Origin of the sequence: Microvirga puerhi (assembly GCF_020089865.1) — a bacterium.
Lineage (GTDB): Bacteria > Pseudomonadota > Alphaproteobacteria > Rhizobiales > Beijerinckiaceae > Microvirga > Microvirga puerhi.
Window position 1 is genome coordinate 1 of sequence record NZ_JAIRBM010000034.1, and the last position, 22,863, is coordinate 22,863.

Annotated in this window: 24 protein-coding genes; 5 read left to right on the forward strand and 19 right to left on the reverse strand. The window is 62.1% G+C overall.

What is annotated here, in order from left to right:
- Positions 1 to 2: 2 nt before the first annotated feature.
- From K9B37_RS24175 to K9B37_RS24200, 6 genes are all read right to left on the reverse strand, one after another.
- Positions 3 to 752, reverse strand: coding sequence for an electron transfer flavoprotein subunit beta/FixA family protein (locus tag K9B37_RS24175; RefSeq protein WP_224315241.1), 750 nt, complete (start codon positions 750 to 752; stop codon positions 3 to 5).
- A 104-nt stretch (positions 753 to 856) separates the two neighbouring features.
- Positions 857 to 1,564, reverse strand: a complete 708-nt coding sequence (locus tag K9B37_RS24180; RefSeq protein WP_224316376.1) for a rhomboid family intramembrane serine protease — start codon at positions 1,562 to 1,564, stop codon at positions 857 to 859.
- Positions 1,565 to 1,573: 9 nt separating this feature from the next.
- Positions 1,574 to 2,149 (reverse strand): cob(I)yrinic acid a,c-diamide adenosyltransferase, encoded by a 576-nt coding sequence (locus tag K9B37_RS24185; protein WP_224316377.1) that lies wholly within the window; start codon positions 2,147 to 2,149, stop codon positions 1,574 to 1,576.
- 25 nt (positions 2,150 to 2,174) lie between these two features.
- Positions 2,175 to 2,768 carry an acyloxyacyl hydrolase gene (locus K9B37_RS24190; protein ID WP_224316378.1) on the reverse strand — a complete coding sequence of 198 codons (594 nt, stop codon included), beginning with the start codon at positions 2,766 to 2,768 and terminating at the stop codon, positions 2,175 to 2,177.
- Between the two features lie 101 nt (positions 2,769 to 2,869).
- The gene (locus tag K9B37_RS24195; protein WP_224316398.1) at positions 2,870 to 3,052 is read right to left on the reverse strand and encodes a twin transmembrane helix small protein; all 183 of its coding nucleotides are present in this window, start codon (positions 3,050 to 3,052) and stop codon (positions 2,870 to 2,872) included.
- 82 nt (positions 3,053 to 3,134) lie between these two features.
- Positions 3,135 to 5,714 (reverse strand): TIGR02302 family protein, encoded by a 2,580-nt coding sequence (locus tag K9B37_RS24200; protein ID WP_224316379.1) that lies wholly within the window; start codon positions 5,712 to 5,714, stop codon positions 3,135 to 3,137.
- Between the two features lie 192 nt (positions 5,715 to 5,906).
- On the opposite strand from K9B37_RS24200, the gene K9B37_RS24205 reads away from it, so the two are divergent.
- Positions 5,907 to 8,231 (forward strand): cadherin domain-containing protein, encoded by a 2,325-nt coding sequence (locus tag K9B37_RS24205; protein ID WP_224316380.1) that lies wholly within the window; start codon positions 5,907 to 5,909, stop codon positions 8,229 to 8,231.
- Between the two features lie 92 nt (positions 8,232 to 8,323).
- Here K9B37_RS24205 and lysA read toward each other — a convergent pair whose 3' ends face one another.
- Together lysA and lptM are read right to left on the reverse strand one after the other, a co-directional pair.
- Entirely contained in the window at positions 8,324 to 9,592 is a 1,269-nt protein-coding gene (gene lysA / locus K9B37_RS24210; RefSeq protein ID WP_224316381.1) for a diaminopimelate decarboxylase, read from the reverse strand.
- Positions 9,593 to 9,708: 116 nt separating this feature from the next.
- The gene (lptM, locus tag K9B37_RS24215) at positions 9,709 to 9,957 is read right to left on the reverse strand and encodes an LPS translocon maturation chaperone LptM (protein WP_224316382.1); all 249 of its coding nucleotides are present in this window, start codon (positions 9,955 to 9,957) and stop codon (positions 9,709 to 9,711) included.
- Between the two features lie 206 nt (positions 9,958 to 10,163).
- Here lptM and tlpA point away from each other — a divergent pair, with 206 nt between their 5' ends.
- The gene (tlpA, locus tag K9B37_RS24220; protein WP_224316383.1) at positions 10,164 to 10,832 is read left to right on the forward strand and encodes a thiol:disulfide interchange protein TlpA; all 669 of its coding nucleotides are present in this window, start codon (positions 10,164 to 10,166) and stop codon (positions 10,830 to 10,832) included.
- On the opposite strand, the gene K9B37_RS24225 is transcribed toward tlpA, so the two are convergent.
- The 8 genes from K9B37_RS24225 to purC all read right to left on the reverse strand — a co-directional run bounded on the left by K9B37_RS24225 (position 10,817) and on the right by purC (position 16,968).
- Positions 10,817 to 11,146: a hypothetical protein gene (locus K9B37_RS24225; RefSeq protein ID WP_224316384.1), complete on the reverse strand. Its 330-nt coding sequence runs from the start codon at positions 11,144 to 11,146 to the stop codon at positions 10,817 to 10,819. The two genes, tlpA and K9B37_RS24225, sit on opposite strands and share 16 nt — an antisense overlap.
- Positions 11,147 to 11,334: 188 nt before the next feature.
- Positions 11,335 to 11,670, reverse strand: coding sequence for a Grx4 family monothiol glutaredoxin (gene grxD, locus K9B37_RS24230; protein ID WP_224316385.1), 336 nt, complete (start codon positions 11,668 to 11,670; stop codon positions 11,335 to 11,337).
- A gap of 42 nt (positions 11,671 to 11,712) precedes the next feature.
- Positions 11,713 to 11,949: a BolA family protein gene (locus K9B37_RS24235; protein WP_224316386.1), complete on the reverse strand. Its 237-nt coding sequence runs from the start codon at positions 11,947 to 11,949 to the stop codon at positions 11,713 to 11,715.
- Positions 11,950 to 11,961: 12 nt separating this feature from the next.
- Positions 11,962 to 14,172, reverse strand: coding sequence for a phosphoribosylformylglycinamidine synthase subunit PurL (purL, locus tag K9B37_RS24240; RefSeq protein ID WP_224316387.1), 2,211 nt, complete (start codon positions 14,170 to 14,172; stop codon positions 11,962 to 11,964).
- 44 nt (positions 14,173 to 14,216) lie between these two features.
- Positions 14,217 to 14,915 carry a phosphoribosylformylglycinamidine synthase subunit PurQ gene (purQ, locus tag K9B37_RS24245; protein ID WP_224316388.1) on the reverse strand — a complete coding sequence of 233 codons (699 nt, stop codon included), beginning with the start codon at positions 14,913 to 14,915 and terminating at the stop codon, positions 14,217 to 14,219.
- A 99-nt stretch (positions 14,916 to 15,014) separates the two neighbouring features.
- Positions 15,015 to 15,254 carry a phosphoribosylformylglycinamidine synthase subunit PurS gene (purS, locus tag K9B37_RS24250; RefSeq protein ID WP_224316389.1) on the reverse strand — a complete coding sequence of 80 codons (240 nt, stop codon included), beginning with the start codon at positions 15,252 to 15,254 and terminating at the stop codon, positions 15,015 to 15,017.
- Between the two features lie 66 nt (positions 15,255 to 15,320).
- On the reverse strand, positions 15,321 to 15,875 hold the full coding sequence (locus tag K9B37_RS24255) for a hypothetical protein (RefSeq protein WP_224316390.1): 555 nt from the start codon (positions 15,873 to 15,875) through the stop codon (positions 15,321 to 15,323).
- A 298-nt stretch (positions 15,876 to 16,173) separates the two neighbouring features.
- On the reverse strand, positions 16,174 to 16,968 hold the full coding sequence (gene purC, locus K9B37_RS24260; RefSeq protein WP_224316391.1) for a phosphoribosylaminoimidazolesuccinocarboxamide synthase: 795 nt from the start codon (positions 16,966 to 16,968) through the stop codon (positions 16,174 to 16,176).
- A gap of 223 nt (positions 16,969 to 17,191) precedes the next feature.
- Between purC and K9B37_RS24265 the strand changes: the two genes are divergently transcribed.
- The 3 genes from K9B37_RS24265 to gluQRS all read left to right on the forward strand — a co-directional run bounded on the left by K9B37_RS24265 (position 17,192) and on the right by gluQRS (position 19,236).
- Positions 17,192 to 17,515: a DUF1476 domain-containing protein gene (locus K9B37_RS24265; RefSeq protein WP_224316392.1), complete on the forward strand. Its 324-nt coding sequence runs from the start codon at positions 17,192 to 17,194 to the stop codon at positions 17,513 to 17,515.
- 48 nt (positions 17,516 to 17,563) lie between these two features.
- The gene (locus K9B37_RS24270) at positions 17,564 to 18,331 is read left to right on the forward strand and encodes an HpcH/HpaI aldolase family protein (protein WP_224316393.1); all 768 of its coding nucleotides are present in this window, start codon (positions 17,564 to 17,566) and stop codon (positions 18,329 to 18,331) included.
- A gap of 83 nt (positions 18,332 to 18,414) precedes the next feature.
- Positions 18,415 to 19,236: a tRNA glutamyl-Q(34) synthetase GluQRS gene (gene gluQRS, locus K9B37_RS24275; protein ID WP_255616795.1), complete on the forward strand. Its 822-nt coding sequence runs from the start codon at positions 18,415 to 18,417 to the stop codon at positions 19,234 to 19,236.
- A gap of 3 nt (positions 19,237 to 19,239) precedes the next feature.
- Here the strand turns inward: gluQRS and K9B37_RS24280 are convergent, their stop codons facing one another.
- From K9B37_RS24280 to K9B37_RS24290, 3 genes are all read right to left on the reverse strand, one after another.
- Entirely contained in the window at positions 19,240 to 20,157 is a 918-nt protein-coding gene (locus K9B37_RS24280) for an AEC family transporter (RefSeq protein WP_224316395.1), read from the reverse strand.
- Between the two features lie 6 nt (positions 20,158 to 20,163).
- Positions 20,164 to 22,200, reverse strand: coding sequence for a M23 family metallopeptidase (locus K9B37_RS24285; RefSeq protein WP_224316396.1), 2,037 nt, complete (start codon positions 22,198 to 22,200; stop codon positions 20,164 to 20,166).
- Positions 22,201 to 22,614: 414 nt separating this feature from the next.
- On the reverse strand, positions 22,615 to 22,863 hold a 249-nt coding region (locus K9B37_RS24290; protein ID WP_224316397.1), incomplete at its 5' end, for a hypothetical protein.

Below are 22,863 nucleotides of genomic sequence, written 5' to 3' on the forward strand. Positions count from 1 at the left end.
CCTTAGAGCACGCCGGCTTCGGTCTTCAGCTTGGCGACCAGCTCGGTGACGGAGGCCACCTTGACGCCGGCCTTGCGCCCGCCGGGCTCGGCCGTCTTGAGCACCTTCAGGCGCGGCGCGACATCGACGCCGAGCGCCTCAGGCGAGGTCTCGTCGAGCGGCTTCTTCTTGGCCTTCATGATGTTGGGCAGGCTGGCATAGCGCGGCTCGTTGAGGCGCAGGTCCGTGGTGACGATTGCCGGCAGGGTCAGCGCGACGGTCTGCAGGCCGCCATCGACCTCGCGGGTGACCTCGAGAGTGTTGCCGTCCACGGCCACCTTGAAGGCGAAGGTGCCTTGGGGCCAGCCCAAGAGCGCCGCGAGCATCTGGCCGGTCTGGTTGGCATCGTCGTCGATGGCCTGCTTGCCCAGGATCACGAGATCGGGCTTTTCCTGCGCGATCACCGCCTTGAGGATCTTGGCCACGGCCAGCGGCTCGACGCTCGCATCGGTCTTCACCAGAAGGCCGCGGTCGGCGCCCATGGCGAGTGCCGTGCGGATCGTCTCGGCGGCCTGTTGCGGACCGATCGACACCGCCACCACTTCGGTCGCCTTGCCCTGCTCCTTGAGGCGGAGGGCTTCCTCGACCGCAATCTCGTCGAACGGGTTCATCGACATCTTGACGTTCGCCAGCTCGACACCCGACCCGTCCCCCTTCACACGGATCTTCACATTGAAATCGACAACCCGCTTCACACACACAAGAAGCTTCATTCGTCTGTCCTCATCGAAAGGTCAGATCCGGAAGCGGTCATCGGCCAGCTCTCCGGACGGGTAGGGAAAAGATGATCGGGACCGTAGCGGGCGGCGTCCGATTGTCAACGCGGCGCCTTCATTTCTTGAGTCTCGATGCGGGCCAGAAGCGGATCGTAGCGATGGCGCATCAGAGGGATCAGGAGGGCCCCGGCCACGAAGCCGCCGAGATGGGCAAACCAGCCGACACCATCGTCCGTGCCGAAGAAGGCAGATGCAAATTGCAGGATGAACCAGAAGCCGATGGCCCAATAAGCCGGAAGGCGTAAGGGAATGGCCGTCAGGAACAAGCCCCAGATGCGTACCCGCGGATAAAGGATGAGGTACGCCGCCACCACCCCCGAGACGCCTCCCGAGGCGCCGATGAGCGGACGGTGCGAGTCCGCCTCAACGAGGGAGTGCACGAGGCCCGCAAATCCTCCGCAAAGGAGAAAGAAGACGATGAAGCGTCCATGGCCCATCGCATCCTCGACATTGTCTCCGAAGACCCAGAGGAAAACCATGTTGCCGAGAAGATGGAACAGGGAGACGTGCAGGAAGAGACTGGTCAGCAGGGTGAGTGGCGTCGGCACGAACGGAAAGCCCTCGGGCAAGATTTCCGTCCCGAAAAGAACCGACGGGATCAGCCCGAAACCAGCGACCGTAGCGTCAGGTCCGAGAGGGCCATAGAACATGAACAGATAGGCGGCTACGCAGATCAGAAGCAGGATCCGGGTTCCCGTCGGCGTCTTCATGTTCTTCAACGGAACGCCGTCATGCAACGGGAGAAACATGGCCCGCCCTCAGCGGTTCTGGCCGGGGACCCAGAGTACGTCCAGCTGGCCTTTGTCATTCACATAGCGTGAGGCCACGAAGAGGAAATCGGAGAGGCGATTGAGGTATTTCACGGCTTCGGCCGAAATGACCTCGTCCGGCTTGTCCATCAGCTCAACAACCCGCCGCTCAGCCCGCCGGCAGACCGTACGGGCGAGATGCAGGGCTGCTGCAGCTGCCGTTCCGCCCGGCAGGACGAAGGAGCGCAGCGATGAAAGGTGATCGTTGAGCTGGTCGATCTCGTGCTCGAGGCGATCCACCTGTCCCTGGGTAATGCGCAGTGGCTCGTAAGGTAGGGGTTTGCCCGTCTCCACGGTCGCGAGATCGGAGCCGAGATCGAACAGATCGTTCTGAATGCGTCCGAGCATCGGGTCGATTTCGTGTCCGGACGTATGGAGTCGGGCAAGGCCGATGCACGCGTTGGTTTCGTCCACCGTGCCGTAAGCCTCGACACGAAGGTCATATTTCGGCCGCCGGCCACCGGCCGCAAGGGCGGTCGTGCCTTTGTCTCCCGTGCGGGTGTAGATGCGGTTCAGGACGACCATGTCAGCCCTCGTCTTGAGGGGCGGATCAGAAGGTGTAGCCGACGCGGGCGCCGATATTGGTCAGGCCGCGGTTCTCGGAACAGGCCCCGGCGTTCGACAGGTGCTCGATTGTGGCCATCACGCTCCAATTGGCGGAAAGCCGCACGCCGACTGAGCCCGATTCACGGAAGAGGGGCGAGCATCCAAGGGCCTGACGATGGACGTTTATACCCACCACATCCTTATCGCCGTTATGAATGGCGCCACCGATGGATCCCTCGACGAACAGGTTGGGCGTGATGTCGATGGTCCAAGTCAAGCCGGCATAGGCGAAGCTCGTCCGCCCGTCGAAGTTTACGCTGCCACCAATATGTGGCCGAGGGATGAAATAGCTCGTGAAAAGATCGGAAGCCGTGAACGGCTTCGCAAAGAGGATCTCCCCCGTCAGATTGGCCGACCCGTCCTTGCCTTCAGGCCCCCAGGGATCCTGGGCGGAGAAGCCGATACGGAATTCCGACAAGAGGCTCGGCTGGCTGCTCGTGGGATAGGTTGCCGGCGCCGGGCGTTTGGCATCTGCGGCGATCGCTCCCACGGAGGATACGACCAGAAGGCCAAGGCCCAGAACAATGCCGGTGCGCATCAACAAATCCATCGTTCAACAAAGAAGGGGCTGGCCGAAGCAGCTATACCTAACGATGTCTTATAAAGAACGATGGCGGGAAAGTGTCAATATGGAGCAAGCTAGGCTGCCCGCCACCAGATCACCCCCATGATGATGACAATGGCGAGGAATTGCAGCAGGACGCGCATCCGCATCAGGTGCTGCGACTTGTTGGCACTGCCACCGCGCAACATGTTAACGAGGCCGAGCAGGAGAACGAAGGCAACCGCCAAAACGGCTGCAAAAACAATCATATCGGACATATCGGTCATGAAGGTTCCACCGGAGATTCCTAGACGGTGTGGCCTGGATCTCCATGTAATGGCAAGAGCTTAAGATCTGCGTTCAGTTGCGACGCAGGAGCCGGTCGAAATAATCGAGTTCCTCCTGCGGCCGACTCGGATCGCCGAGTTTCCGACGCAATTCCTCCAAAATCCGCGCTGCCCGGGCCGCCGCCGATTCGCCGGCACCCGGCACGTGGATGTTGCCATTGTCGAAATAGTCGCGGTTTCGCGTCGGACGCCCCAACGGGTCTTTGTTGCGCTGGCCAGTCTGGTTGGTGCCTTGTGGATCGCCAGGGCCGGGCTGGTCTCCGGCCTGTTCGTTGCCGGGACCCTGCTGCATCTGCTGGGCCATGCCCTGCATGCCCTTGCGGAGTCCTTCGAGCGCGCGGCCCTGGGCATCGACGGCATCGCCGTTTTGACCTTGGCCGAGAGAGTTCTCGGCCTCCCGCATGGCCTGCTCCGCATCACCAAGGCCCTGCTCGTTTTCCATGCCCATGCCCTGCATGCGGCGCTGCAGTTCCTGGAGGCGCTCGCGCAGGGTCTGCTGGCGCTGGTTGAGACCGAGAGGATCCTGCTGACCTCCACCCTGGCCGTTATCCGCGTCTTCCTGACCTTGTTGCCCCTGCTGTCCCTGCTGTCCCTGCTGTCCGCGCTGACCCCGCTGACGCTGGCCCTGCCGCTGCTGCCCACGTTCTCCCTGTTGCATGCGGCGGTTCTGGCCGTCTCTGAAGGTCTCATCGCGCAATCGCTGCTGCTCCCGCGCCATGTCCTCAAGATCCTTCATGGCCTGGTTCATCTCCCGGCCGAGCGGATCGGTCATCCGGCTGTCGGGCCGGGCCATTTGAAGGTTGTCGAGAATGTTGCGCAGGTCCTCAAGCAGGCGTTGCGCCTCCGCCATGTCGCCACGGCGCATGGCATCTTCCATCTGGCGGAGCATGCGATTGAGGTCGTCCTGGGTAATCACCCGGTCCGCCTGACGTTGGTTCTGATCCTGACTTTGCGGGTTTTGCTGCATCCGCTCGGCGAATTCCCGTAGGAACCGATCCATGGCCTGGCGGAGCTCCTCCGTGAGGCGCTTGATCTCATCATCCGTGGCCCCCCGGTCCATGGCGTCCTTCAGACGCTCCTGGGCTGCTCGCAGATCACGCTCGGCATCGGACAGGTTCCCATCCTCGATCTGAAGCGCCATTGACCATAGCCAGTCGGCCACGTCGAGCAGATCCTGATCGCTGCGCGCTCGGCGCAGGCGGTCAGATGCCAGACGGAGGCCCATGAACACGCCCCATTGCGGCGTGAAGCTCTCGGGCGCGATCAGAAGCGCATCGAGTGCCGTCTGGACCCGCTTTCGATCATCCGGTGCCAGAACCAGGTTGCGCCGTTGTTCCACAAGCGCCTTTGCGAGAGGATTCGTGAAGGGGCGCTGCGGCAGCGTGAAGTCGATGGTCTCGCTCAGGCCTTCCTGCCCGGCCTCATCTTTGACGCGAAGCTTGAGCTTCACGGCGGCGCCGGCCCAGGGATGATTGGTGAGGTCGACCGGAGAGCGGGTCTCCGGCGCGTTTTCCTCATGCCCTGGAATCGCAAGGGTGATCGTGGGAACGGGCACGAGGGACCGTTCCTTCGGCCCCTTGCTTTTTTCGATCAAGCCTTCCGCCGATGCGATGCCGTAATCGTCCTTGGCTTTGTAGGCGAGGGTGAAGACCCCGCGAGCGTTGATCTCTGGCGGACCGGTAAAAGCCACTTCCGGCGGCCGGTCGGGAATCGCTTCAATGGAGAGGGTAACGCCGCTGGCAAAGCCGGTACTGACCGTCAGGTCGGCGCTGCTTTCAAGCATGTAGCGCTCCTCCCGCAGGTCGGATCTCTGGTTCCCTTTCGGCGGCAAAGGCGTGAGCCCATGGCCCGGTGCGACCTCCGCCTTTCCCTCCCCGGCAATTCGAATCACGACCGTCGAATGCACGGGGGCCTTCAGATGTTGACCTTTCGCCAGGTCGATCATGAGGGGAGGAGCACGCGTATAGAGTGGCGGATCGATCCATCCGTCGATTCGAAAGCTCGGCGCGGAGGCGCCGGGGGCGTTGCGATCGAAGGCCGCTGCGAGACGCGAGCCGATCTCGGGGCCGGCCACGAAGGCACTTGCAAGTACCGACAGAACGGCTGCCGCTCTCAGAGCGAAGCGATCCCGTCGCGGCATATCCGGGTTGGGTAAGGCCACCCGCATGCGTCCGATCGTATCCTCGGCCCGACGGCGATGAAGGGTCCAGAGGGCACGGGATCCGGGATCGTCGGAACCGAGGGCAAGCGTGTCGTCGAGGGCCCTCGCCGGGCCGTGTTTCAAACCCGTGTCCCGGTCGAGACGGTCCAGGGCAGGGCCTCGCCCAGGCAGCCGCAGATGCATCAAAGGCCAAAGGGACAGGAGAAAGGCCAGACCAAAAAGTCCGAGTCCCGCGCTGCGCCAAAACGGCGGCGTCTCGAGCCAGAGGCCAAGCCACGACAGGGTCAGGAAGATCAGGACAATCGCCAGGGGGAGCCAGAGGCGCGGCCAAGCCTGCTCCAGCCAAAGAGCCCAGCGCGCCCGCTCCACGAGGCGTCCGAACCGCTTGCTCAGATGGTTTTGAGCCGGCAGCGGGTTCGAGCCTTCGCTCATGCCATAAACTCCCGTTGCGCGGTTCCCCGCACCGACCCCCATCGATCAAGCTAGCACGGTGTACGGCGCTGACCAGAGGCAGATGGCCGCTGCAGGAACAAGTTCAGGTGAAGGCAGGGGGCAAGCTTGCAATCTATACGATATAACATTATACACCCCGCCGCTGTTATTCATTTGGGAGTACAAAGACCAATGACAATCGTAACGATTGACCATAGCTCGATTGACGAGAACGTAATGTGGGACGGAACGACTTCCGTTCTCATCGGAACACTTTCGGCTGATGATGAGCAGCCCTACACCTATGCGTTCACGGATCCGGCCATGGATGCGTTGTTCACCATTGTCGGTGACAAGCTTTTTCTCAAGGATGGCGTTTCCCTGGACTATGAGACTGCGCAGAGCTTTCAGCTGTCGCTGACGCTGACCGACGCAAACAATCAGGATGCCGGTGAGGCTTCCATCACCATTTCCGTCAACGACGTCAATGACAACGCGCCGACAGCGGTGACGTTGGACAACCTGACGATCGCATCCAGCGCCCATGCAGGCGATGAGGTCGGTACGCTGGGCGCAACCGATGCCGATACGGCAGCTGTCAACACCTTCACCTACACGATTGTCGATGGAAATGGCGATCCGACCAGCGATGCCATGTTCGACATCGTCGATGGCAAAGTAGTGGCTCTCGTCGACGCGCCGCTCGCTAGAGACGAAACTCACGACCTGCACATCCAGGTCTCCGACGGGATTCACACCTTTATCCAGACCTTCACGATCAGCGGAAGCAATGTCGATCCGCAAGATGTGGTGCTGAAGGACGCTCAGGGCGATGCTGTTACCTCCATCTCGGAGGCAACGACCGGCGTCGTCGGCACGCTGAGTGCGACTGACGGCGACGGTGATGCTGTCAGCTTCACGATTAAGGACGATGACGGCACTTTCGAGATCACTCAGAACGCCACGACCGGCGCCTATGAACTGAAAATCAAGGATCCGGCCAAGATCGACTACGAGACCGTTGCCAACCATACCGTCAGCGTGACGGTCATCGGCAACGATGGCAATGGCGGAGCTGTCGAGAAGACCCTGACTCTCGCTCTAACCGACGTCAATGACAACGCGCCGACGGCAGTGACGCTGGACAACCTGACGATCAAGGCAAACGCCAGGATGGGCGACGTTGTCGGCGCGCTGGGCGCCACCGATGCCGATACGGTCAACACCTTCACGTACAAGATCGTGAACGACCAAGGCGCTGAGGTGACGGACGCCCTGTTCGACATCGTCGACGGCAAGTTGGTCGCGAAGACGAATGCGCCGCTTGCTCTGGACGCAACGCACGAGATCCGCATCGCGGTCTCCGACGGCGTCAATACTCCGCATGTTCAAGTCTTCACCATTACGGGCACTGCGGTTGCGGATAACACCGATCCGCACGACGTGACGTTGAAGAATGCTGCAGGAACCGCCGTTATCGCTCTCGATGAGAACACGGCCAAAGGCAGCCTTGTCGGCATCCTCGGCGCAGTCGACGGTGAGGGTGATGCTGTCAGCTTCACGATCAAGAACAGCGACGGCACTTTCGAGATCGTGCAGAACGCCACGACTCATGCCTACGAGCTGAAGGTGAAGGATGCAGCCAAGCTCGACTACGAAACGGCCACCGATCACAAGATCAGCGTGACGGTCATTGCCGATGACGGCTTTGGTGGCACATCCGAGCAGACCTTCAACCTCGCCATCAATGACGTCAACGAGGCTCCGAGCGGCGTTACCCTGAGCGGCGCGACTGTTCAGGAAATGGCCGCAACGGGAACGGTCGTCGGGACCCTCTCGACGCAGGATCAGGATGCTGGTGATACCTTCACCTATTCGCTTCTTGACGATGCCGGCGGTCGCTTCGCGATCAATGGCAACAAACTTGTGGTGAAGGATGGCATCAAGCTCGACTACGAGCAGGTCAAGTCACACCAGGTCAAGGTGAAGGCTCAGGACAAGGCAGGGCATTCCTTCGAGAAGATCCTGTCCGTCGGAGTGTTGGACGTCGCCGTCGAGAAGACGGCCGGCAGCGCCGGCAATGACGTCATCAAGGGCGGAAAGTCCAATGACGTGCTCAGCGGCGGCGCCGGCAACGACGTGCTCTGGGGCGGTCTCGGCAAGGACGTTCTCACTGGCGGAGCCGGCAAGGACGTGTTCGTGTTCGACACCACGCTGAACAAGAAGACCAACCTCGACAAAATCGTCGACTTTTCCGTCAAGGACGACACGCTCTGGCTCGACAATGCCGTGTTCAAGAAGCTCGGCAAGGGCAGCGAAGCCAAGCCCGGCAAGCTCAACAAGGCGTTCTTCACCATTGGCGATCATGCCAAGGACAAGAACGATTACCTGATCTACGACACCAAGAAGGGCGTGCTCTCTTACGACGCCGACGGCTCGGGCAAGGGCAAGGCGGTCGAGATCACGACCCTCAAGAAGGGCCTCAAGATGACCTATCTCGACTTCATGGTCATCTAAAGGAACTTATACGTGGAATGAGGAAAGCCCGGCGAAAATGCCGGGCTTTTCTTTTGGGCTCGTCGATGGACTGCTTTCGCGCTGATACAGGTTCAAGTGAGCCAGTCCGGCACACGGTCCATGCCGATCAGTTCTTCATAAGTCTGGCGCGGCCTGACAACCGCATGGTCGACTCCCCGTACCAGTACCTCTGGAATGAGCAGCCTAGTGTTGTAGGTGTTCGCTGTCACGGCACCGTAAGCGCCCGCCGTCATCAGGGCCAGCAGGTCTCCCGGCTTCACGGCCGGCATGTCTCGCGAGAGCGCGAGATAGTCGCCCGTCTCGCAGACGGGGCCGACCACGTCGGCGACGACATGGTGAACGTTACGCCCGGGCTCTGCTACCGGTTTGATTTCGTGATAGGCGTCGTACAAGGTCGGGCGGATCAGGTCGTTCATGGCCGCGTCGACGATCACGAAGTTTTTGTCCGCGCCTTCCTTCACATAGACCACCTTGGTCACCAGGATTCCGGCATTGCCGGCGATGAGACGACCCATCTCGAATACGAGCTTCAGGCCGAGATCCTTGGTATGGCGCTTGATGATCTGCGCATAAGCCTGCGGATCGGGCGGGGGCTCGTTGTCGCTGCGATAGGGAATGCCCAGTCCGCCTCCGAGATCGATGTGATGCAGCCGATGCCCATCGGCCATCAAGTCGCGCGCCAGCTCGGCCAGAAGCGCGCTGGCATTGTCGAAGGGCTCAAGGTCGGTGATCTGGCTGCCGATATGCATGTCGACGCCGGTGATCTGGATCCCTTGCAGCTTCGCAGCGTGGGAATAGACGTCGCGCGCGCGCGCAATGGGAATGCCGAACTTGTTCTCGGATTTGCCGGTGGAGATCTTCTTGTGGGTCTTCGCGTCGACATCCGGATTGATGCGGACCGAAACAGGTGCGCGCAGGCCTTTCGACAAGGCGACCTCGGAGAGTGCGTCCAGCTCCGGCTCCGATTCCACGTTGAAGCACAGGATGCCGCTGTCGAGGGCGAAAGCCATTTCCTGCCGGGTTTTCCCGACCCCCGAAAACACGACCCGCTCACCCGGCACACCGGCTGCTAACGCCCGGCGTAGCTCGCCCTCCGACACGATGTCCATGCCGGCCCCGAGGCGCGCAAGCGTCCTGAGTACGGCCTGATTGGAATTGGCCTTCATCGCGTAGCAGACGAGGGCATCGGTGTCGGCGAAGGCCTCCGCGAAGACGCGGTAATGGCGCTCCAGCGTCGCGGAAGAATAGCAATAGAAGGGTGTGCCGACGTCGTCCGCCAAACGGCGCAGATCGACATCCTCGGCGTGAAGACTTCCCTGGCGATAGCTGAAATGGTGCATGAGACGATCTAGAGCGGTTTCAGAAAGATTTCAGGGCGTTTCACAGCGCCGGCGCAGTCTCGGCCTATCGGTCGGCGACCGAAAACGCGGTCCCCGGACGATTGAAAACCACGACGTCAGAGGATCGGGTCGAGGATGAACCGGTCCTGGGGAACCGTGAATCCGCGATTGGTCTTGTTGGAGCGGGTTCCTACCGGGGAGGGGAGGACGCCGGCGGAGCTCGGTTGGCTCGTGGTGCTCTGCTGCTGGGGGGCGGACCCGTCCGGCGGCGGTTCGAGGGCCCCACGGCGACCGCAGGCGGACAGGCCGAGGACAAGGACGCCGGCAATCAACGCGGCACGGGACAGATTAAGGCAAGGCGACATCAGATGCTCCGAAACGTGGCCGCACCATAACGGGAACCGTCGCCGGATGCGAGGGGAAGCTGTGACGGAAGGAGCGCTTAGGCGCATTTGCCCGCAACCTTTCGGCCGTGGCGGAAGCGGATTGCCACGGTATCGTGAAGCATCAAGGGCACAGCTCGTGCTCACGACACTTGAGGAGAGGCGAAAAACGCGCCACATCCAGGAGCATGACGACAGATCCTGCTCCCCAATCCGGTTCGAAAAGGCGCTGGCTTGCCGGCGTAATCCCCCTCGTGCTCATTGGCACCGGCGCCCTTTGGTATGGAGTTTCCGGACGGCTTGCTGCGAATGACGGACTTGCCGAATGCAAGGCGGCCCAGGATGTGACCGCTCGGCTAAAGTCCCTTGCGACAGGTGAGATGGCTGCGGTGGGGGTCAGCAATGCTCCGAAGCTTCCGCCCGAGATCATCTTCAACGGCCCGGACGGGCAGCCGAGGAGCTGGAAGGATTTTCAGGGCAAGACTGTCCTGGTCAATCTCTGGGCCACGTGGTGCGTGCCGTGCCGCCAGGAAATGCCGGCACTGGACAAGCTCCAGGCCGAGCAGGGGGGCGCGGATTTCGAGGTCGTGGCCGTGAATGTCGATACCCGGAATACCGAGAAGCCAAAGGCCTGGCTTCAGGAAAACGGGATCCACAATCTCGCGTATTACGCGGATCCCGGCGGCAAGGTTCTGCAGACTTTGCAGAAATCGGGTCACGTGGTCGGGCTGCCGACCACTTTGATCGTCGGCTCGTCCGGATGCGAGGTCGCCCTCCTGAAAGGCCCGGCGGAATGGGCATCTCCCGACGCCATGGCCTTCATCAAGGCGGCGATCGCGCCTCAGGCCGGCCGCTGAGCGCTGCCGGAGCCATCAGGGACGCCGATCTCGCCAGAGAAAGCGGGCTTCGACAGACGCCAGGGACGATCCATCGCCGATCGGGCCTGTCCGCGTGTGAGGCGCTGCGGCGTTCCATCGGCCAGAATCTCTTCGATGACGAGGAAGCCAAGGGCCTGCAGCATCAGAGCGGCGGTCTTCGTGGCGGTATCGTCGGCTGGCAGCGCAAGAGAGCCGGCGGTATAAATTCGTTCGAGCAGGCTTTTGGGATGCGCCTGGATAGGTGAGGCCGTGCGCGGCTTGAACGCGATCACGTTCGTCGCGGGATCGGACATGGAAAACCCCCTTCGAGAATGGCCGCCTGATCTTGTTGTTGCGGCCGATCCGTATCGGAACACCTTCACTGTGCCGAAAATGGGGATGAATAGGATATGCGACAAAGGTGCAGATTGTCGCTTTCAAGACAGCAAAAAGCGGGATGCAGCGCTGCACCCCGCTCCAATGTCTGTTCGGAAAGGAAGCCTTAGGCGGTCTGCTGGACCGCAATGCCCTTGTCGGTGAAGAGCTGCTGCAGCTCGCCGGCCTGGAACATTTCGCGGGTGATGTCGCAGCCGCCGACAAACTCGCCCTTCACGTAGAGCTGCGGAATGGTCGGCCAGTTGGAATAGTCCTTGATCCCCTGGCGAATGGTCTCGTCCTCGAGAACATTGACCCCTTTATAGGGCACGCCGAGATAATTCAGAATCTGGACCACCTGGCCCGAGAACCCGCACATGGGGAATTGCGGCGTACCCTTCATGAAAAGCACGACATCATTGGACTTCACTTCGTTGTCGATCACCTGGCGGGCATCGGTCATGGACTTCTCCTGTTCCGCGGCGGTCAAGGCGCCGGGTTCATCTCAATTGTCGGGGGCTTGGGTCGTCAAGGCAAGGGCGTGCAAGGCGCCGCCCATGCGGCCTTGCAGCGCTGCATAGACCATCTGGTGCTGCTGAACCCGGCTTTTGCCCTTGAAGGCAGGCGAGGTCACGGTCGCGGCGTAATGATCGCCGTCGCCGGCGAGATCCTTGATCTCGACCTGGGCGTCGGGGAGCGCCGCCTTGATCATGGTCTCGATGTCACGGGCATCCATAGGCATCTTGTCAATTCCTCAGGCCTTGCCGGCCATGTAGTCCGGCAGCCACGATTCATGTGCCGCCTTCAGCGTTTCGATCGATATGGCCTCTCCGCCGGGGAGAATCAATGAATCGCCGCCGGTGACACCGACAACCATGGCCGGAACGCCGATCTCCGCGGCCTCATACAGAATGTCGGCGGCCTCGTCGGGGTTGACCGCCAGCAGGTAGCGGGCCTGATCCTCGCCGAACAGGAAGGCATGGAGGGCCAAGTCCTCAGGCGCACTGGCGACGACAGCACCGATCTTGCTGGCCATGGTCATTTCGGCCAGTGCCAAGGCAAGTCCACCGTCGGAAAGGTCATGCACCGTGTCGACCTGGCCTGAGCGGATGAGCTGACGGACGAAATCGCCATTGCGCTTCTCCGCTACGAGATCGACCGGGGGAGGGGCGCCTTCCTCTCGTCCGCAGATGTCGCGCAGGTAGATCGACTGGCCGAGCCAGCCCTCCGTTTCTCCGATGAGGATCAGAGCATCCTCCTCGCGCTTGAACGCGACGGAGGCGTTGACCGTTACGTCATCCAGTACACCGACGCCGCCGATGGCGGGGGTCGGCAGGATGCCTTGGCCGTTGGTCTCGTTGTAGAGCGAGACGTTGCCGGACACGACCGGGAAGTCGAGTGCGCGGCACGCTTCGGAAATGCCCCTCAGGCAACCCACGAACTGACCCATCACCTCAGGCCGTTCGGGATTGCCGAAATTCAGATTGTCGGTGATTGCCAGTGGCAGACCGCCCACGGCGGTGATATTGCGCCAGGCTTCCGCCACTGCCTGCTTGCCGCCCTCGACAGGGTCGGCTTCGCAATAGCGCGGGGTCACGTCGGTGGTCATGGCAAGGCCTTTCGGCCCGTCCTCGACCCGGACGACGGCAGCATCCCCGCCGGGCACCTGCACGGTATTACCGAGGATCAGGTGGTCGTATTGCTCCCACACCCAACGCTTCGAGCACTGGTCGGGCGAACCGACGAGCTTGACGAGCGCCTCCGCGTGGGAAACGGGCGGTTTTACGGTATCGGCCGCGATGGTCGGCTGATGCGTATTGGCCAGATGCGGGCGGTCATAGAGTGGCGCCTCGTCGCCCAGTTCCTTGATCGGCAGGTCGGCCATGACCTCTCCGTGGTGCTTCACCACGAAGCGGAGGGTATCGGTGGTCTTGCCGATGATCGCGAAATCGAGGCCCCATTTGTGGAAGATCGCTTCGGCCTCTTTCTCCATTCCGGGCTTCAGCACCATGAGCATGCGCTCCTGGCTTTCCGAGAGCATCATCTCATAGGCGGTCATGCCCTCTTCGCGGGTCGGCACCTTGTCGAGGTCGAGCTCGACACCGAGGTTGCCCTTCGCGCCCATCTCGACGGCGGAGCAGGTGAGGCCGGCCGCGCCCATGTCCTGGATCGCAATGACGGCGCCCGACTTCATCAATTCGAGGCAGGCTTCGAGCAGGAGCTTTTCCGCAAAGGGGTCGCCGACCTGTACGGTCGGCCGCTTCTCCTCGGACGCGTCGTCGAACTCGGCCGACGCCATGGTGGCGCCGTGAATGCCGTCACGGCCGGTCTTGGACCCGAGATAGACAATGGGGTTTCCGACGCCGGTTGCCGCAGCGTAGAAGATCTCGTCCGTCCGGGCGAGGCCGACCGCCATGGCGTTGACCAGGATGTTGCCGTTGTAGCGGGGATGGAAGCCCACGCTGCCGCCGACGGTCGGCACGCCGAAGGAATTGCCGTAGCCGCCGATTCCGGCCACGACGCCGGAGACGAGGTGGCGGGTCTTGGGATGATCGGGCTCGCCGAAGCGTAGGAAGTTGAGGGCCGCGATCGGACGCGCGCCCATGGTGAACACGTCCCGGAGGATGCCGCCCACACCCGTCGTTGCGCCCTGATAGGGCTCGATGAAGGAGGGATGGTTGTGGCTCTCCATCTTGAAGATGCAGGCGAGCCCGTCGCCGATGTCGATCACGCCCGCATTCTCGCCGGGCCCCTGGATCACCCACGGCGCTTGCGTCGGCAGACCACGCAAATGGATGCGGGAGGATTTGTAGGAGCAGTGCTCGTTCCACATGGCGGAGACGATGCCGAGCTCCGTGATCGTCGGTGTGCGGCCGATGAGCTTGACGAAGCGCTCGTATTCATCGGGCTTCAGCCCATGCTCCTTCACCAGCTCCGGAGTGATGGCGACGTCGTTGCGGATCATCGGGGTCTCGATTCTTTTACCCACTCCTGGGCGGGGATGGGACGTTATGCAGCCTTGGCGAAAGACGATACGAGGCTCTTGAACAGCCCGCGCCCGTCGGTTCCGCCGACAAGATCTTCGATCAGGTTCTCAGGATGGGGCATCATGCCGAGCACGTTGAGCTTGTCGGAATAGATGCCCGCGATGGAATTCATGGAGCCGTTGCGGTTGGCATCCGGCGTCACATGCCCGTTCGTATCGGAATAGCGGAATGCCACCAGGCCCTCACTCTCGAGACGCTTCAAGGTCTCGGTATCGGCCGTGTAATTGCCCTCGCCATGGGCGACGCAGACGTCGATCGCCTGACCTTTGGCATAAGCCCGGGTGAAGGCCGTGTCGTTGCGCTCCACCCGCAGGAACTGCCGGTGGCAAATGAACTTGAGATTCGCGTTGCGCATCAGGATGCCCGGCAGAAGTCCTGACTCGCACAAGATCTGGAAGCCGTTGCAGATGCCGAGCACGAGACCGCCCCGTGCGGCATGGGCTCTGACCGCGTCCATCACCGTCGCGCGGCCGGCGATGGCGCCGCAACGGAGATAGTCGCCATAGGAGAAGCCGCCAGGCAGGACGACGAGGTCCGTGCCCTTGGGCAGCTCGGTCTCGGCGTGCCAGACCTTCTCCACCTGGGAGCCGGCCTGCCGGAGGGCCCGCATCACATCGCCGTCGCGATTGGATCCGGGGAAGACGATGACAGCGGATTTCATCCAATTCATCCTTCTATCGTCATGGCCGGGTCGGACCGGCCATCCACGCCCTGCGGCGCAGACGAACGTGAATGCCCGGACACGGTCCGGGCATGACGGTTAGGTCAGCTCAACGCGGTAGTTTTCAATGACCGTATTCGCCAAGAGCTTCTCGCAGGCCGCCTTCAGCGACGCCTCGGCCTGGCTCTTGTCCGCGGTGCCGAGCTCGATATCGAACACCTTGCCCTGGCGCACGCTGGCGATGCCGTCGACCCCGAGGGACTTCAGGGCACCTTCGATCGCCTTGCCTTGGGGATCGAGAACGCCGTTCTTGAGGGTCACGGTGACACGGGCTTTCATGGGATCCTCGGGTTTTTCGGAAGATGGCCAACGCCATAATGCGAATGGGCCGAAGAAACAACGGCTTCACGACTGCAATTCACGCCTCGCGACGTCCCGCACGGTATTCAGCACCGAAGTCTCGTCCTCGCCGATCACGAGCACAACTTTGAGGTCGTCTCCGTTTCGCTGTCCGAGCGCAGCACCATAGGCACGCTGCTTTCCGCCATCTGCCGGTGCAAGGCTGATCGCGAAGCCGCGCAGGGAGCCCTCTACCAAGGGACTCGCCTCGACGAGGGTCCGAACTGATTTCCGTCCGGCGGTTGGCGGCTTGCGCGACGGCGACCGGAGCGATTGCGCCAGCCTTGACGGGCTCTTCAGCACGGCTTCGGCCTCCGCCGCGTCCTTTCCTCTCAGGAGCACGACGGCAACGGCGAGGCCCGGCCTACACTCGGGCGGAGCGCAGAAGGACAAGGCAATAGGCTCCGCGCGATCTTCCGCCAGCCATTTCCTTAAGGGCAGAGCCTCCCAGGGCGCACCGGGCGGCACACCCTCGACCGGGCGAGGGATATAGCCGCAGGAGGAAAGGCACGATCCGATCAGGAGGGCCAGGAGGGGGAAGGCAAGGAAGCGGAGCCGCATGGCTCGTTTCTACTCACGAAACGGGTGCGCGGTCGAGATGCAGGTGCCGCTTCCGTCCCAGCAAGGGGAGGGAAGTGCGCCGCGCCTCTACTGTCATTCCGAGACGCGCCTTCGGCGCGGGCCCGGGACCCATAAACGCTGAGCTTCACGAGAGAGCGCGGCGGCCGCCGTGGATTTTTATCCTGCGGCGTCGTGACCATGGGTTTCGGGCTCTCGCTTTCGCTCGCCCCGGAATGACAGAGAACAAAGAAAAACCCGGCACAAGGCCGGGTTTCGGGACCGATATGGTGTGCCCGCCTCACTGCACGAGGCGCGGGCCGCTCATGGTCGGGTTCTCATTCTCGGACATGATTCCGAGGCGGCGGGCAACCTCGGAATAGGCCTCGACGAGGCCGCCCATGTCGCGACGGAACCGATCCTTGTCGAGCTTGTCCTTGGACTTGATGTCCCAGAGACGGCACGAATCCGGGGAGATCTCGTCGGCGACGACGATCCGCATCATCTCGCCTTCCCAGAGCCGACCCGTCTCCATCTTGAAGTCGACGAGGCGGATGCCGACACCCAGGAAGAGGCCGGACAGGAAGTCGTTGACCCGGATGGCGAGCGCCATGATGTCATCGATCTCCTGGGGGGTCGCCCAGCCGAAGGCGGTGATATGCTCCTCCGACACCATCGGGTCGTTGAGCTTGTCGTTCTTGTAATAGAATTCGATGATCGAGCGGGGCAGCTGGGTGCCTTCTTCCAGCCCGAGGCGTTGAGCCAGGGAGCCGGCCGCGACGTTCCGGACCACGACCTCGAGCGGGATGATCTCCACCTCGCGAATCAGCTGCTCACGCATGTTGAGGCGGCGGATGAAGTGGGTCGGGACGCCGATATCGTTCAGATTCTGGAAGACGTATTCCGAGATCCGGTTGTTCAGGACACCCTTTCCGTCGATCACTTCATGCTTCTTGGCATTGAAGGCGGTGGCATCATCCTTGAAGTGCTGGATGAGCGTTCCGGGCTCCGGCCCTTCATAGAGGACCTTCGCCTTGCCCTCATAGATGCGACGGCGGCGATTCATAGGTGTGTACCGTGGTTTGAGGAAATCCATTGCCGTGGCTCCTTATATAGTGTGCAGATCCGCGGCTGGCGCGGGTCCGATCGGGACCGTCCCCGGCTTGGGCGCAACCTATCCGATCCCTCCGCCAAGCACAACGGAAGGAGTTCGGCCATTTCCGTCCCTCTTCAAAGACGTTTTCGAACCGGGCTACCTCTGGCGGCGACGCTTGTGCGCCTTTATATCGCAGGAAGCGAAACGCAGGAGTGAATTGAAGATGACCGCATTCGACGAGCGCAAGGACGCATTCGAGAAGAAGTTTGCACACGATGAGGAACTTCGTTTCAAGGCGACCGCTCGCCGCAACAAGCTGTTCGGTCTCTGGGCCGCGGCTCAGATCGGAAAAACCGGCGCAGAGGCGGAAGATTATGCCAAGGCCGTCGTCCTGGCCGACTTCCAGGAAGCTGGCGATGGGGACGTGATCCGCAAGGTGAAAACCGATTTCGAGGCGGCCGGAAAGCCGATGAGCGAAGCTGAGCTCGGGCGCATCCTGCATGAGCAGATGACCCGCGCCGTCGACGAGATCAAAACGGGCCGCTAAGCTGCGATCCGACTGTTCTCAACCTCTCTATCCGCAAAGGTCAATGATATGTCCCTTCCGTCGCTTCCCGATCGGCTGAAGGCCGGAATTCCTGCGCTTGCCGCTTGGTGCGGTCTGCCGGAGCCGGCCATTCCGGGCGTTCTGGCTCGGGAGGCCTTCGATGCGGTGGTTGTGGACATGCAGCACGGTGCGATCGATTTCGCCGCGACGGTCAGGGCCATCCCCCTCATCGCCGCGGCGGGAAAGCCCGCCATGGTTCGGATCCCGGTCGGGGATTTCGCGACCGCCTCACGAATCCTAGATGCGGGCGCCTCCGGAGTGATCGCTCCGATGATCAATACGGTCGAGGATGCGTACCGCTTCGCGGCCGTCATGAAATTCCCCCCCGTGGGCGAGCGGAGCTGGGGTCCCCACGGCGCCTTGAGTCTCACGGGCCTTCAGCCCGCCGAGTACTTCAAGATTGGCAATGGGTTGTCCGTGGCATTGGCCATGATTGAGACCCAGGAGGCTCTCGCCATCGTCGACGATATTCTGGCCGTGCCCGGAATCGACGGCATCTTCATCGGCCCGTCGGATCTGTCCATCGGCCTCTCCCGAGGCAAGGAGCTTGACCCGGCGAGCACGGCGGTCGATGCCGCCATCGATCATGCTTTGGCCCGGGCGCGGAGCGCCGGTAAGTTTGCCGGAATCTATGCTGCGACCGGCGACCGTGCATCCGAGCTGGCACGAAAGGGCTTCCATCTCGTGTCCATCGCCAGCGACACGGGGCTGCTGCGCGCGGGTGCTCAGATGGCTCTCAAGGCAGCGCGCAACTGACTTTGGGGCAAGGCTCCCCTTCGTCCGTGGTTCCGACCGCGCCCATCTTCCGGTTCGCCCCAAGCCCTAATGGGCGGCTGCATTTGGGACATGCCTATTCGGCACTCCTGAATGCCGATTTTGCCCGGCAGTTCGAAGGGCGGCTGCTCCTGCGCATCGAGGATATCGATCTCGGCCGCTGTCGGCCGGAATTCGAGACGGCCATCTATGACGATCTGGCGTGGCTGGGGCTTCGCTGGGAAGAGCCTGTCAGGCGGCAATCGGACCATTTCGATTTCTATCGGGCGGCCGCGGGGCGTCTGAAGGACAAAAAGCTTCTCTACCCCTGCTTCTGCTCACGTAAAGCTGTGGCTGATACCGTGGCTCGCCGGGAGGCCGAGACGGGCGAAGCATGGCCCCGCGATCCGGATGGTGCGCTTCTCTATCCCGGCACCTGCTGCAACCTTGATCCTGAGGAGGTCCGGCAGCGCCTGTCGATCGGAGAACCCCACGCGCTTCGCATCCATATGACGGCGGCGCTGGCTCTCATGCCGGAGTCGTTGAGCTATCGGCGCTTCGACCGGGAAGGGCGCATCGAGCCCGTGAAGGTCGATCCCCACCGCTGGGGGGATGCCGTGGTGGTCCGCAAGGAAGTTCCGACGAGCTATCATTTGTCCGTCGTCGCCGACGATGCGCTTCAGAGAATCACCCATGTCGTCCGCGGCCAGGATCTCGAGGCTGCCACCGATCTCCATGTGCTGCTTCAGACCCTGCTCGGCCTGCCGACGCCGCTCTATCACCACCATGGCCTGATTCTCGATCCGATCGGCGATAAGCTGTCGAAGAGCCGGCAATCGGAAGCTCTGGCCGATGTGAGGGCCCGTGGCGTCACCGCCGCCGAAGTTCGGCGAAGTCTCGGCTTCTAATCCTTATCCGACACCCAGCACGAAGAGCCAAAGAAGGGTCGTTCCCAAAGCCAGAACCGTCGACAGCGTGACGGCGCTGGAGGCCAGTGCGACGCCCTCTCCATAGCGTTCCGCGAACAGATAGGCGTTGATGCCGGACGGGCACGAGGCGAAGAGAACCGCCACGCCCGACCAGACCGGCGGCATCGAGAATACGTAGGTGGCCAGCACCAGGACGATCAGCGGGTGCACCAGCAGCTTGAGCGCGGAAATCAAAGTCGGCAGCTTCCAGCCGGTCTCCAGCCCATAGCGGCGCAGGGCGATGCCCATGGAAATCAGAGCGCAGGGAACGGCGGCGCTGCCGAGAAGCTCCACCACCTGCCAGAATGGGGCGGGAAGGTAGGACGTGAGAGGGCGGCACGCGGAGCCTGCCAGAATGCCGACCACGATAGGATGGGTAAGAAGCCGGCGGATGATCAGCCATGGCGAGGCTTGCCGGCCCTCCGCCATGAGGGTCGCAAGCGTCATGGTCACTGGAAGATGGACCGCGATCAGGAGGAAGAGGGGTACGGCTCCGGCATCTCCATAGGCCTTGAGGATCATGGGAACGCCCACGAACACCGTATTCGCCTGCCCGGCCGAGAATCCGGCGACGACGGCGGAGATGCCTTTGAGGGCGAAGAACCGGCTTCCGATCAGCATGGCCAGGGCCCAGACGACCGCGACTCCCGCGAAGTATGAGATCCAATAGCCCCAGGGTTGAACCGCAGGGATTTCAGCCCTCACGAGCGTCTTGAAGATCAGGCAGGGCAGGGACAGCGAGAAGACGAATTCCGAGAGCCCTTCCCCCATGCGCTCGGACACGAAATTGATCCGTCTTGCTCCGTACCCGATGGCGATCAGGCCAAAGACGGGCAGGACGATCGCGAGAAGCTCGAGCATCGGGAGTCAGCGCAGATCGGCGCGCTGGGCGATGCTGGCCGAGACACTGGCATGGGACATGAGATCGTCCACCTGCTCGCGCTGCCGCTTGAATTCGGCAAGCGAGCGGCCTTCCAGTTCGCGGCTCTTGGGCAGGCGGATCTTGAGGGGATCGACGAAACTGCCGTTGATGAGAACTTCGTAGTGGAGATGGGGACCGGTGGAGAGGCCGGTGCTGCCGAGATAGCCGATGACCTGGCCCTGCTGCACGCGGATGCCTGGGGCGACGCCCTTTCCGAAGCCCGACATGTGGTTGTAAGTGGTCACATAGCCGTTGGCATGCTGGATCTCGACCCGGCGGCCATAACCCGATTCCCATCCCGCCTTGATGACCGTGCCGTTACCGGCGGCGATGATCGGGGTTCCGATGCGGTTCGCCCAGTCGATCCCGGTATGTGGCCGCGAATAGCCGAGAATGGGATGGTAGCGCGAGCCGAAGCCAGAGCGAAGGATGCCTTCGGCAATGGGCTTGCGAAGAAGGAATTTCTTCAAGGACCGCCCGCTCTCGTCGAAGAAATCGATGCCGCCGTCGTCGCCCTGATAGCGATAGACCCGCCGGGCCTCTCCGCCGACGGTCAGCGAGGCATAAAGCACTTCGGGCGTTCCGCCATCTTCGTCGGCGCCGTAGAACACCTCGAAGGTGTCGCCCGACGAGACGCGGCGCTGGAAGTCGACGTCGTAGCCGAAGATTCGGACGAGCTCGTCCACGGTCTTTCGGGGCAGGTCGTTCTTCAGGGCCGTCTCGTAAAGGCTTTCGTAGAGCCTGACGCCGCGGCCGTCATCCTCCCCTTCCTCTTCCTCATCTGTAGTTTCCGCGACCTGCGAAGCCGCTTCCTCATTGACGGGGGTCACGGAGACGAAGACACCCCTGTCGTTGGTCGCTGCGATCGCATCGATACCGCGCTCGCCCAGGACGATGACGCGGACGATCTGTCGGGGATCGCCGAGGCGGGGCCCCGGCGCGATGAGAATGCGGAGATGCTGTCCCTCGGCCAGGTTCGCGGTCTTGATCCGGGCCGACAGAGCTGTCGTGATTGCGAGGATCTGTTCCGGGGTCGCGCCATAGGCACGTAGGACCGTTTCCAGTGTCTCGCCTTTCTTAAGGGCGACGTCCCGTTCCTCAACGAGGGGCGCCGTACCTCGCAGATCTGCCTTGGGTAGGTTGGTGACGTTCTCCGGCACCACCCGGACCTCGATGGAGCTGAAGGGGGCGTCGACGATCCGGGCATAACCAAGGGCCTCGCCCAGCGCGTCCGGCTGGCGCAGGGTGCGGGAGAGCATCTGCTGGGCGGGAATAGGGAAGGAGGCGCGCCGTCCGACTTCCGACGAGATCCGGCGCTCCTCCTCGAGCAAGGCAAGAACGTCGTCGTCCGATAGGGAAGGCGCGCTGGCCTCGATGGCAAGGGTGGAGAGGTCACGCCGGACGACCGATACGTCGGCATCGGCGATTTCCGGAGGCGCTTCGACGGCCTTGTCCTGATTATTGTCGTTGAACAGGCGCATCGGATCGAAGCGGGGGATGTCGGATGCATAGACGCCCGCAGTCAGTGACAGGTTGGTGGCCACCCGCACGAATTGCCGAACCTTGATCGCTTCCCGATCACCGTTGCGAATCGTCATCGGAGCGCGGAAGCTTTGCTTGGCCAGGGCGACTGTCTCTGTCTTGTTCAGCCTGTCCGCCTTGCGCGCCGTACTTGCCATACGGTCTTCTCCGTCGAGTCCCTCATGAGCGACGGTAATGTTTGCTGGTTCAGGGGGGATCGCGGATGTCGTTTCGCCCTCGAGGGCGATATAGATGGAGGCGCCGATGAGAACGGCACCGGTGACGCCGGTCAGGACACTCGCGCCGAGCCAGCGCAAATTGACCTCCCGTCTATCGACTTCCTGAGGAGCCCCTCCGACACTCAGCGGCGGCTCATGGCCCAGATCCACGCCCGATGCAGCACGAAGGCTCTCCCGGTACGGGAGGCCGCTGCGACCGTCATCGGAGGAGGAGGAACTCATGAAGACTTTAAGAGCCGTAGGAGCAAGGATTGTCTGGCGCTCTAGCACAAGAGGCGGCTCCCGGACAGGCATAAAGGCCGGGAATTCTGTCTCCTGCTTCCGTCGCCGGGCCTCACGTGCTTCGAAGGACACTGTGTCGGCAGTGAGGCGGCCGGAGAAATACTCCCCGCAAATCCGTGCTGCGAGCCGCTTTGGGGCGACTGTCAAAAAACTTTCACAAGGCCGTTGACAGGACGAAAGGGGCGGGCCTATAAAGCGCCCATCGACGCCGCCGCTGACGCGACGGTGTCTAAAAGCTTCCCTGACATGGTGCGCTGAAGCAGACTGGCTCAGGCCAGCGGGCAAAAGTCGCCGGGGAAAGTCGAGTACGATGCGCGATTCGCAAATCGTAGTTGACAAAGGAATGAGATGAACCTAAATCGGGTTCATCACCGGGTTGCCGAAGATCGGACGATCCGGGTTTTCTTTGGAAATTCGGGCGGCTGGGGCCGGAAGTAAGATTCCGGTCTTGGGCGCTGTTTTCTTCGGAAAACGAATTTGCTCTTTGACAAGTGAAGATGAGAGAGAGAAGCGTGGACGGCGGTGTCCTTGCGGGTTGTCTGTGATGGACAACCGGAAGAAGCAGACATCGACTGTTCTATGCTTTTGGTGAGTACCACCGCT

Excerpts from the sequence above, each read along its gene's own strand:
- K9B37_RS24175 (WP_224315241.1), bottom strand. The coding sequence starts at position 752 with ATGAAGCTTCTTGTGTGTGTGAAGCGGGTTGTCGATTTCAATGTGAAG.
- K9B37_RS24180 (WP_224316376.1), bottom strand. The coding sequence starts at position 1,564 with ATGTTTCTCCCGTTGCATGACGGCGTTCCGTTGAAGAACATGAAGACG.
- K9B37_RS24185 (WP_224316377.1), bottom strand. The coding sequence starts at position 2,149 with ATGGTCGTCCTGAACCGCATCTACACCCGCACGGGAGACAAAGGCACG.
- K9B37_RS24190 (WP_224316378.1), bottom strand. The coding sequence starts at position 2,768 with ATGCGCACCGGCATTGTTCTGGGCCTTGGCCTTCTGGTCGTATCCTCC.
- K9B37_RS24195 (WP_224316398.1), bottom strand. The coding sequence starts at position 3,052 with ATGTCCGATATGATTGTTTTTGCAGCCGTTTTGGCGGTTGCCTTCGTT.
- K9B37_RS24200 (WP_224316379.1), bottom strand. The coding sequence starts at position 5,714 with ATGAGCGAAGGCTCGAACCCGCTGCCGGCTCAAAACCATCTGAGCAAG.
- K9B37_RS24205 (WP_224316380.1), top strand. The coding sequence starts at position 5,907 with ATGACAATCGTAACGATTGACCATAGCTCGATTGACGAGAACGTAATG.
- lysA (WP_224316381.1), bottom strand. The coding sequence starts at position 9,592 with ATGCACCATTTCAGCTATCGCCAGGGAAGTCTTCACGCCGAGGATGTC.
- lptM (WP_224316382.1), bottom strand. The coding sequence starts at position 9,957 with ATGTCGCCTTGCCTTAATCTGTCCCGTGCCGCGTTGATTGCCGGCGTC.
- tlpA (WP_224316383.1), top strand. The coding sequence starts at position 10,164 with ATGACGACAGATCCTGCTCCCCAATCCGGTTCGAAAAGGCGCTGGCTT.
- K9B37_RS24225 (WP_224316384.1), bottom strand. The coding sequence starts at position 11,146 with ATGTCCGATCCCGCGACGAACGTGATCGCGTTCAAGCCGCGCACGGCC.
- grxD (WP_224316385.1), bottom strand. The coding sequence starts at position 11,670 with ATGACCGATGCCCGCCAGGTGATCGACAACGAAGTGAAGTCCAATGAT.
- K9B37_RS24235 (WP_224316386.1), bottom strand. The coding sequence starts at position 11,949 with ATGCCTATGGATGCCCGTGACATCGAGACCATGATCAAGGCGGCGCTC.
- purL (WP_224316387.1), bottom strand. The coding sequence starts at position 14,172 with ATGATCCGCAACGACGTCGCCATCACTCCGGAGCTGGTGAAGGAGCAT.
- purQ (WP_224316388.1), bottom strand. The coding sequence starts at position 14,915 with ATGAAATCCGCTGTCATCGTCTTCCCCGGATCCAATCGCGACGGCGAT.
- purS (WP_224316389.1), bottom strand. The coding sequence starts at position 15,254 with ATGAAAGCCCGTGTCACCGTGACCCTCAAGAACGGCGTTCTCGATCCC.
- K9B37_RS24255 (WP_224316390.1), bottom strand. The coding sequence starts at position 15,875 with ATGCGGCTCCGCTTCCTTGCCTTCCCCCTCCTGGCCCTCCTGATCGGA.
- purC (WP_224316391.1), bottom strand. The coding sequence starts at position 16,968 with ATGGATTTCCTCAAACCACGGTACACACCTATGAATCGCCGCCGTCGC.
- K9B37_RS24265 (WP_224316392.1), top strand. The coding sequence starts at position 17,192 with ATGACCGCATTCGACGAGCGCAAGGACGCATTCGAGAAGAAGTTTGCA.
- K9B37_RS24270 (WP_224316393.1), top strand. The coding sequence starts at position 17,564 with ATGTCCCTTCCGTCGCTTCCCGATCGGCTGAAGGCCGGAATTCCTGCG.
- K9B37_RS24280 (WP_224316395.1), bottom strand. The coding sequence starts at position 20,157 with ATGCTCGAGCTTCTCGCGATCGTCCTGCCCGTCTTTGGCCTGATCGCC.
- K9B37_RS24285 (WP_224316396.1), bottom strand. The coding sequence starts at position 22,200 with ATGAGTTCCTCCTCCTCCGATGACGGTCGCAGCGGCCTCCCGTACCGG.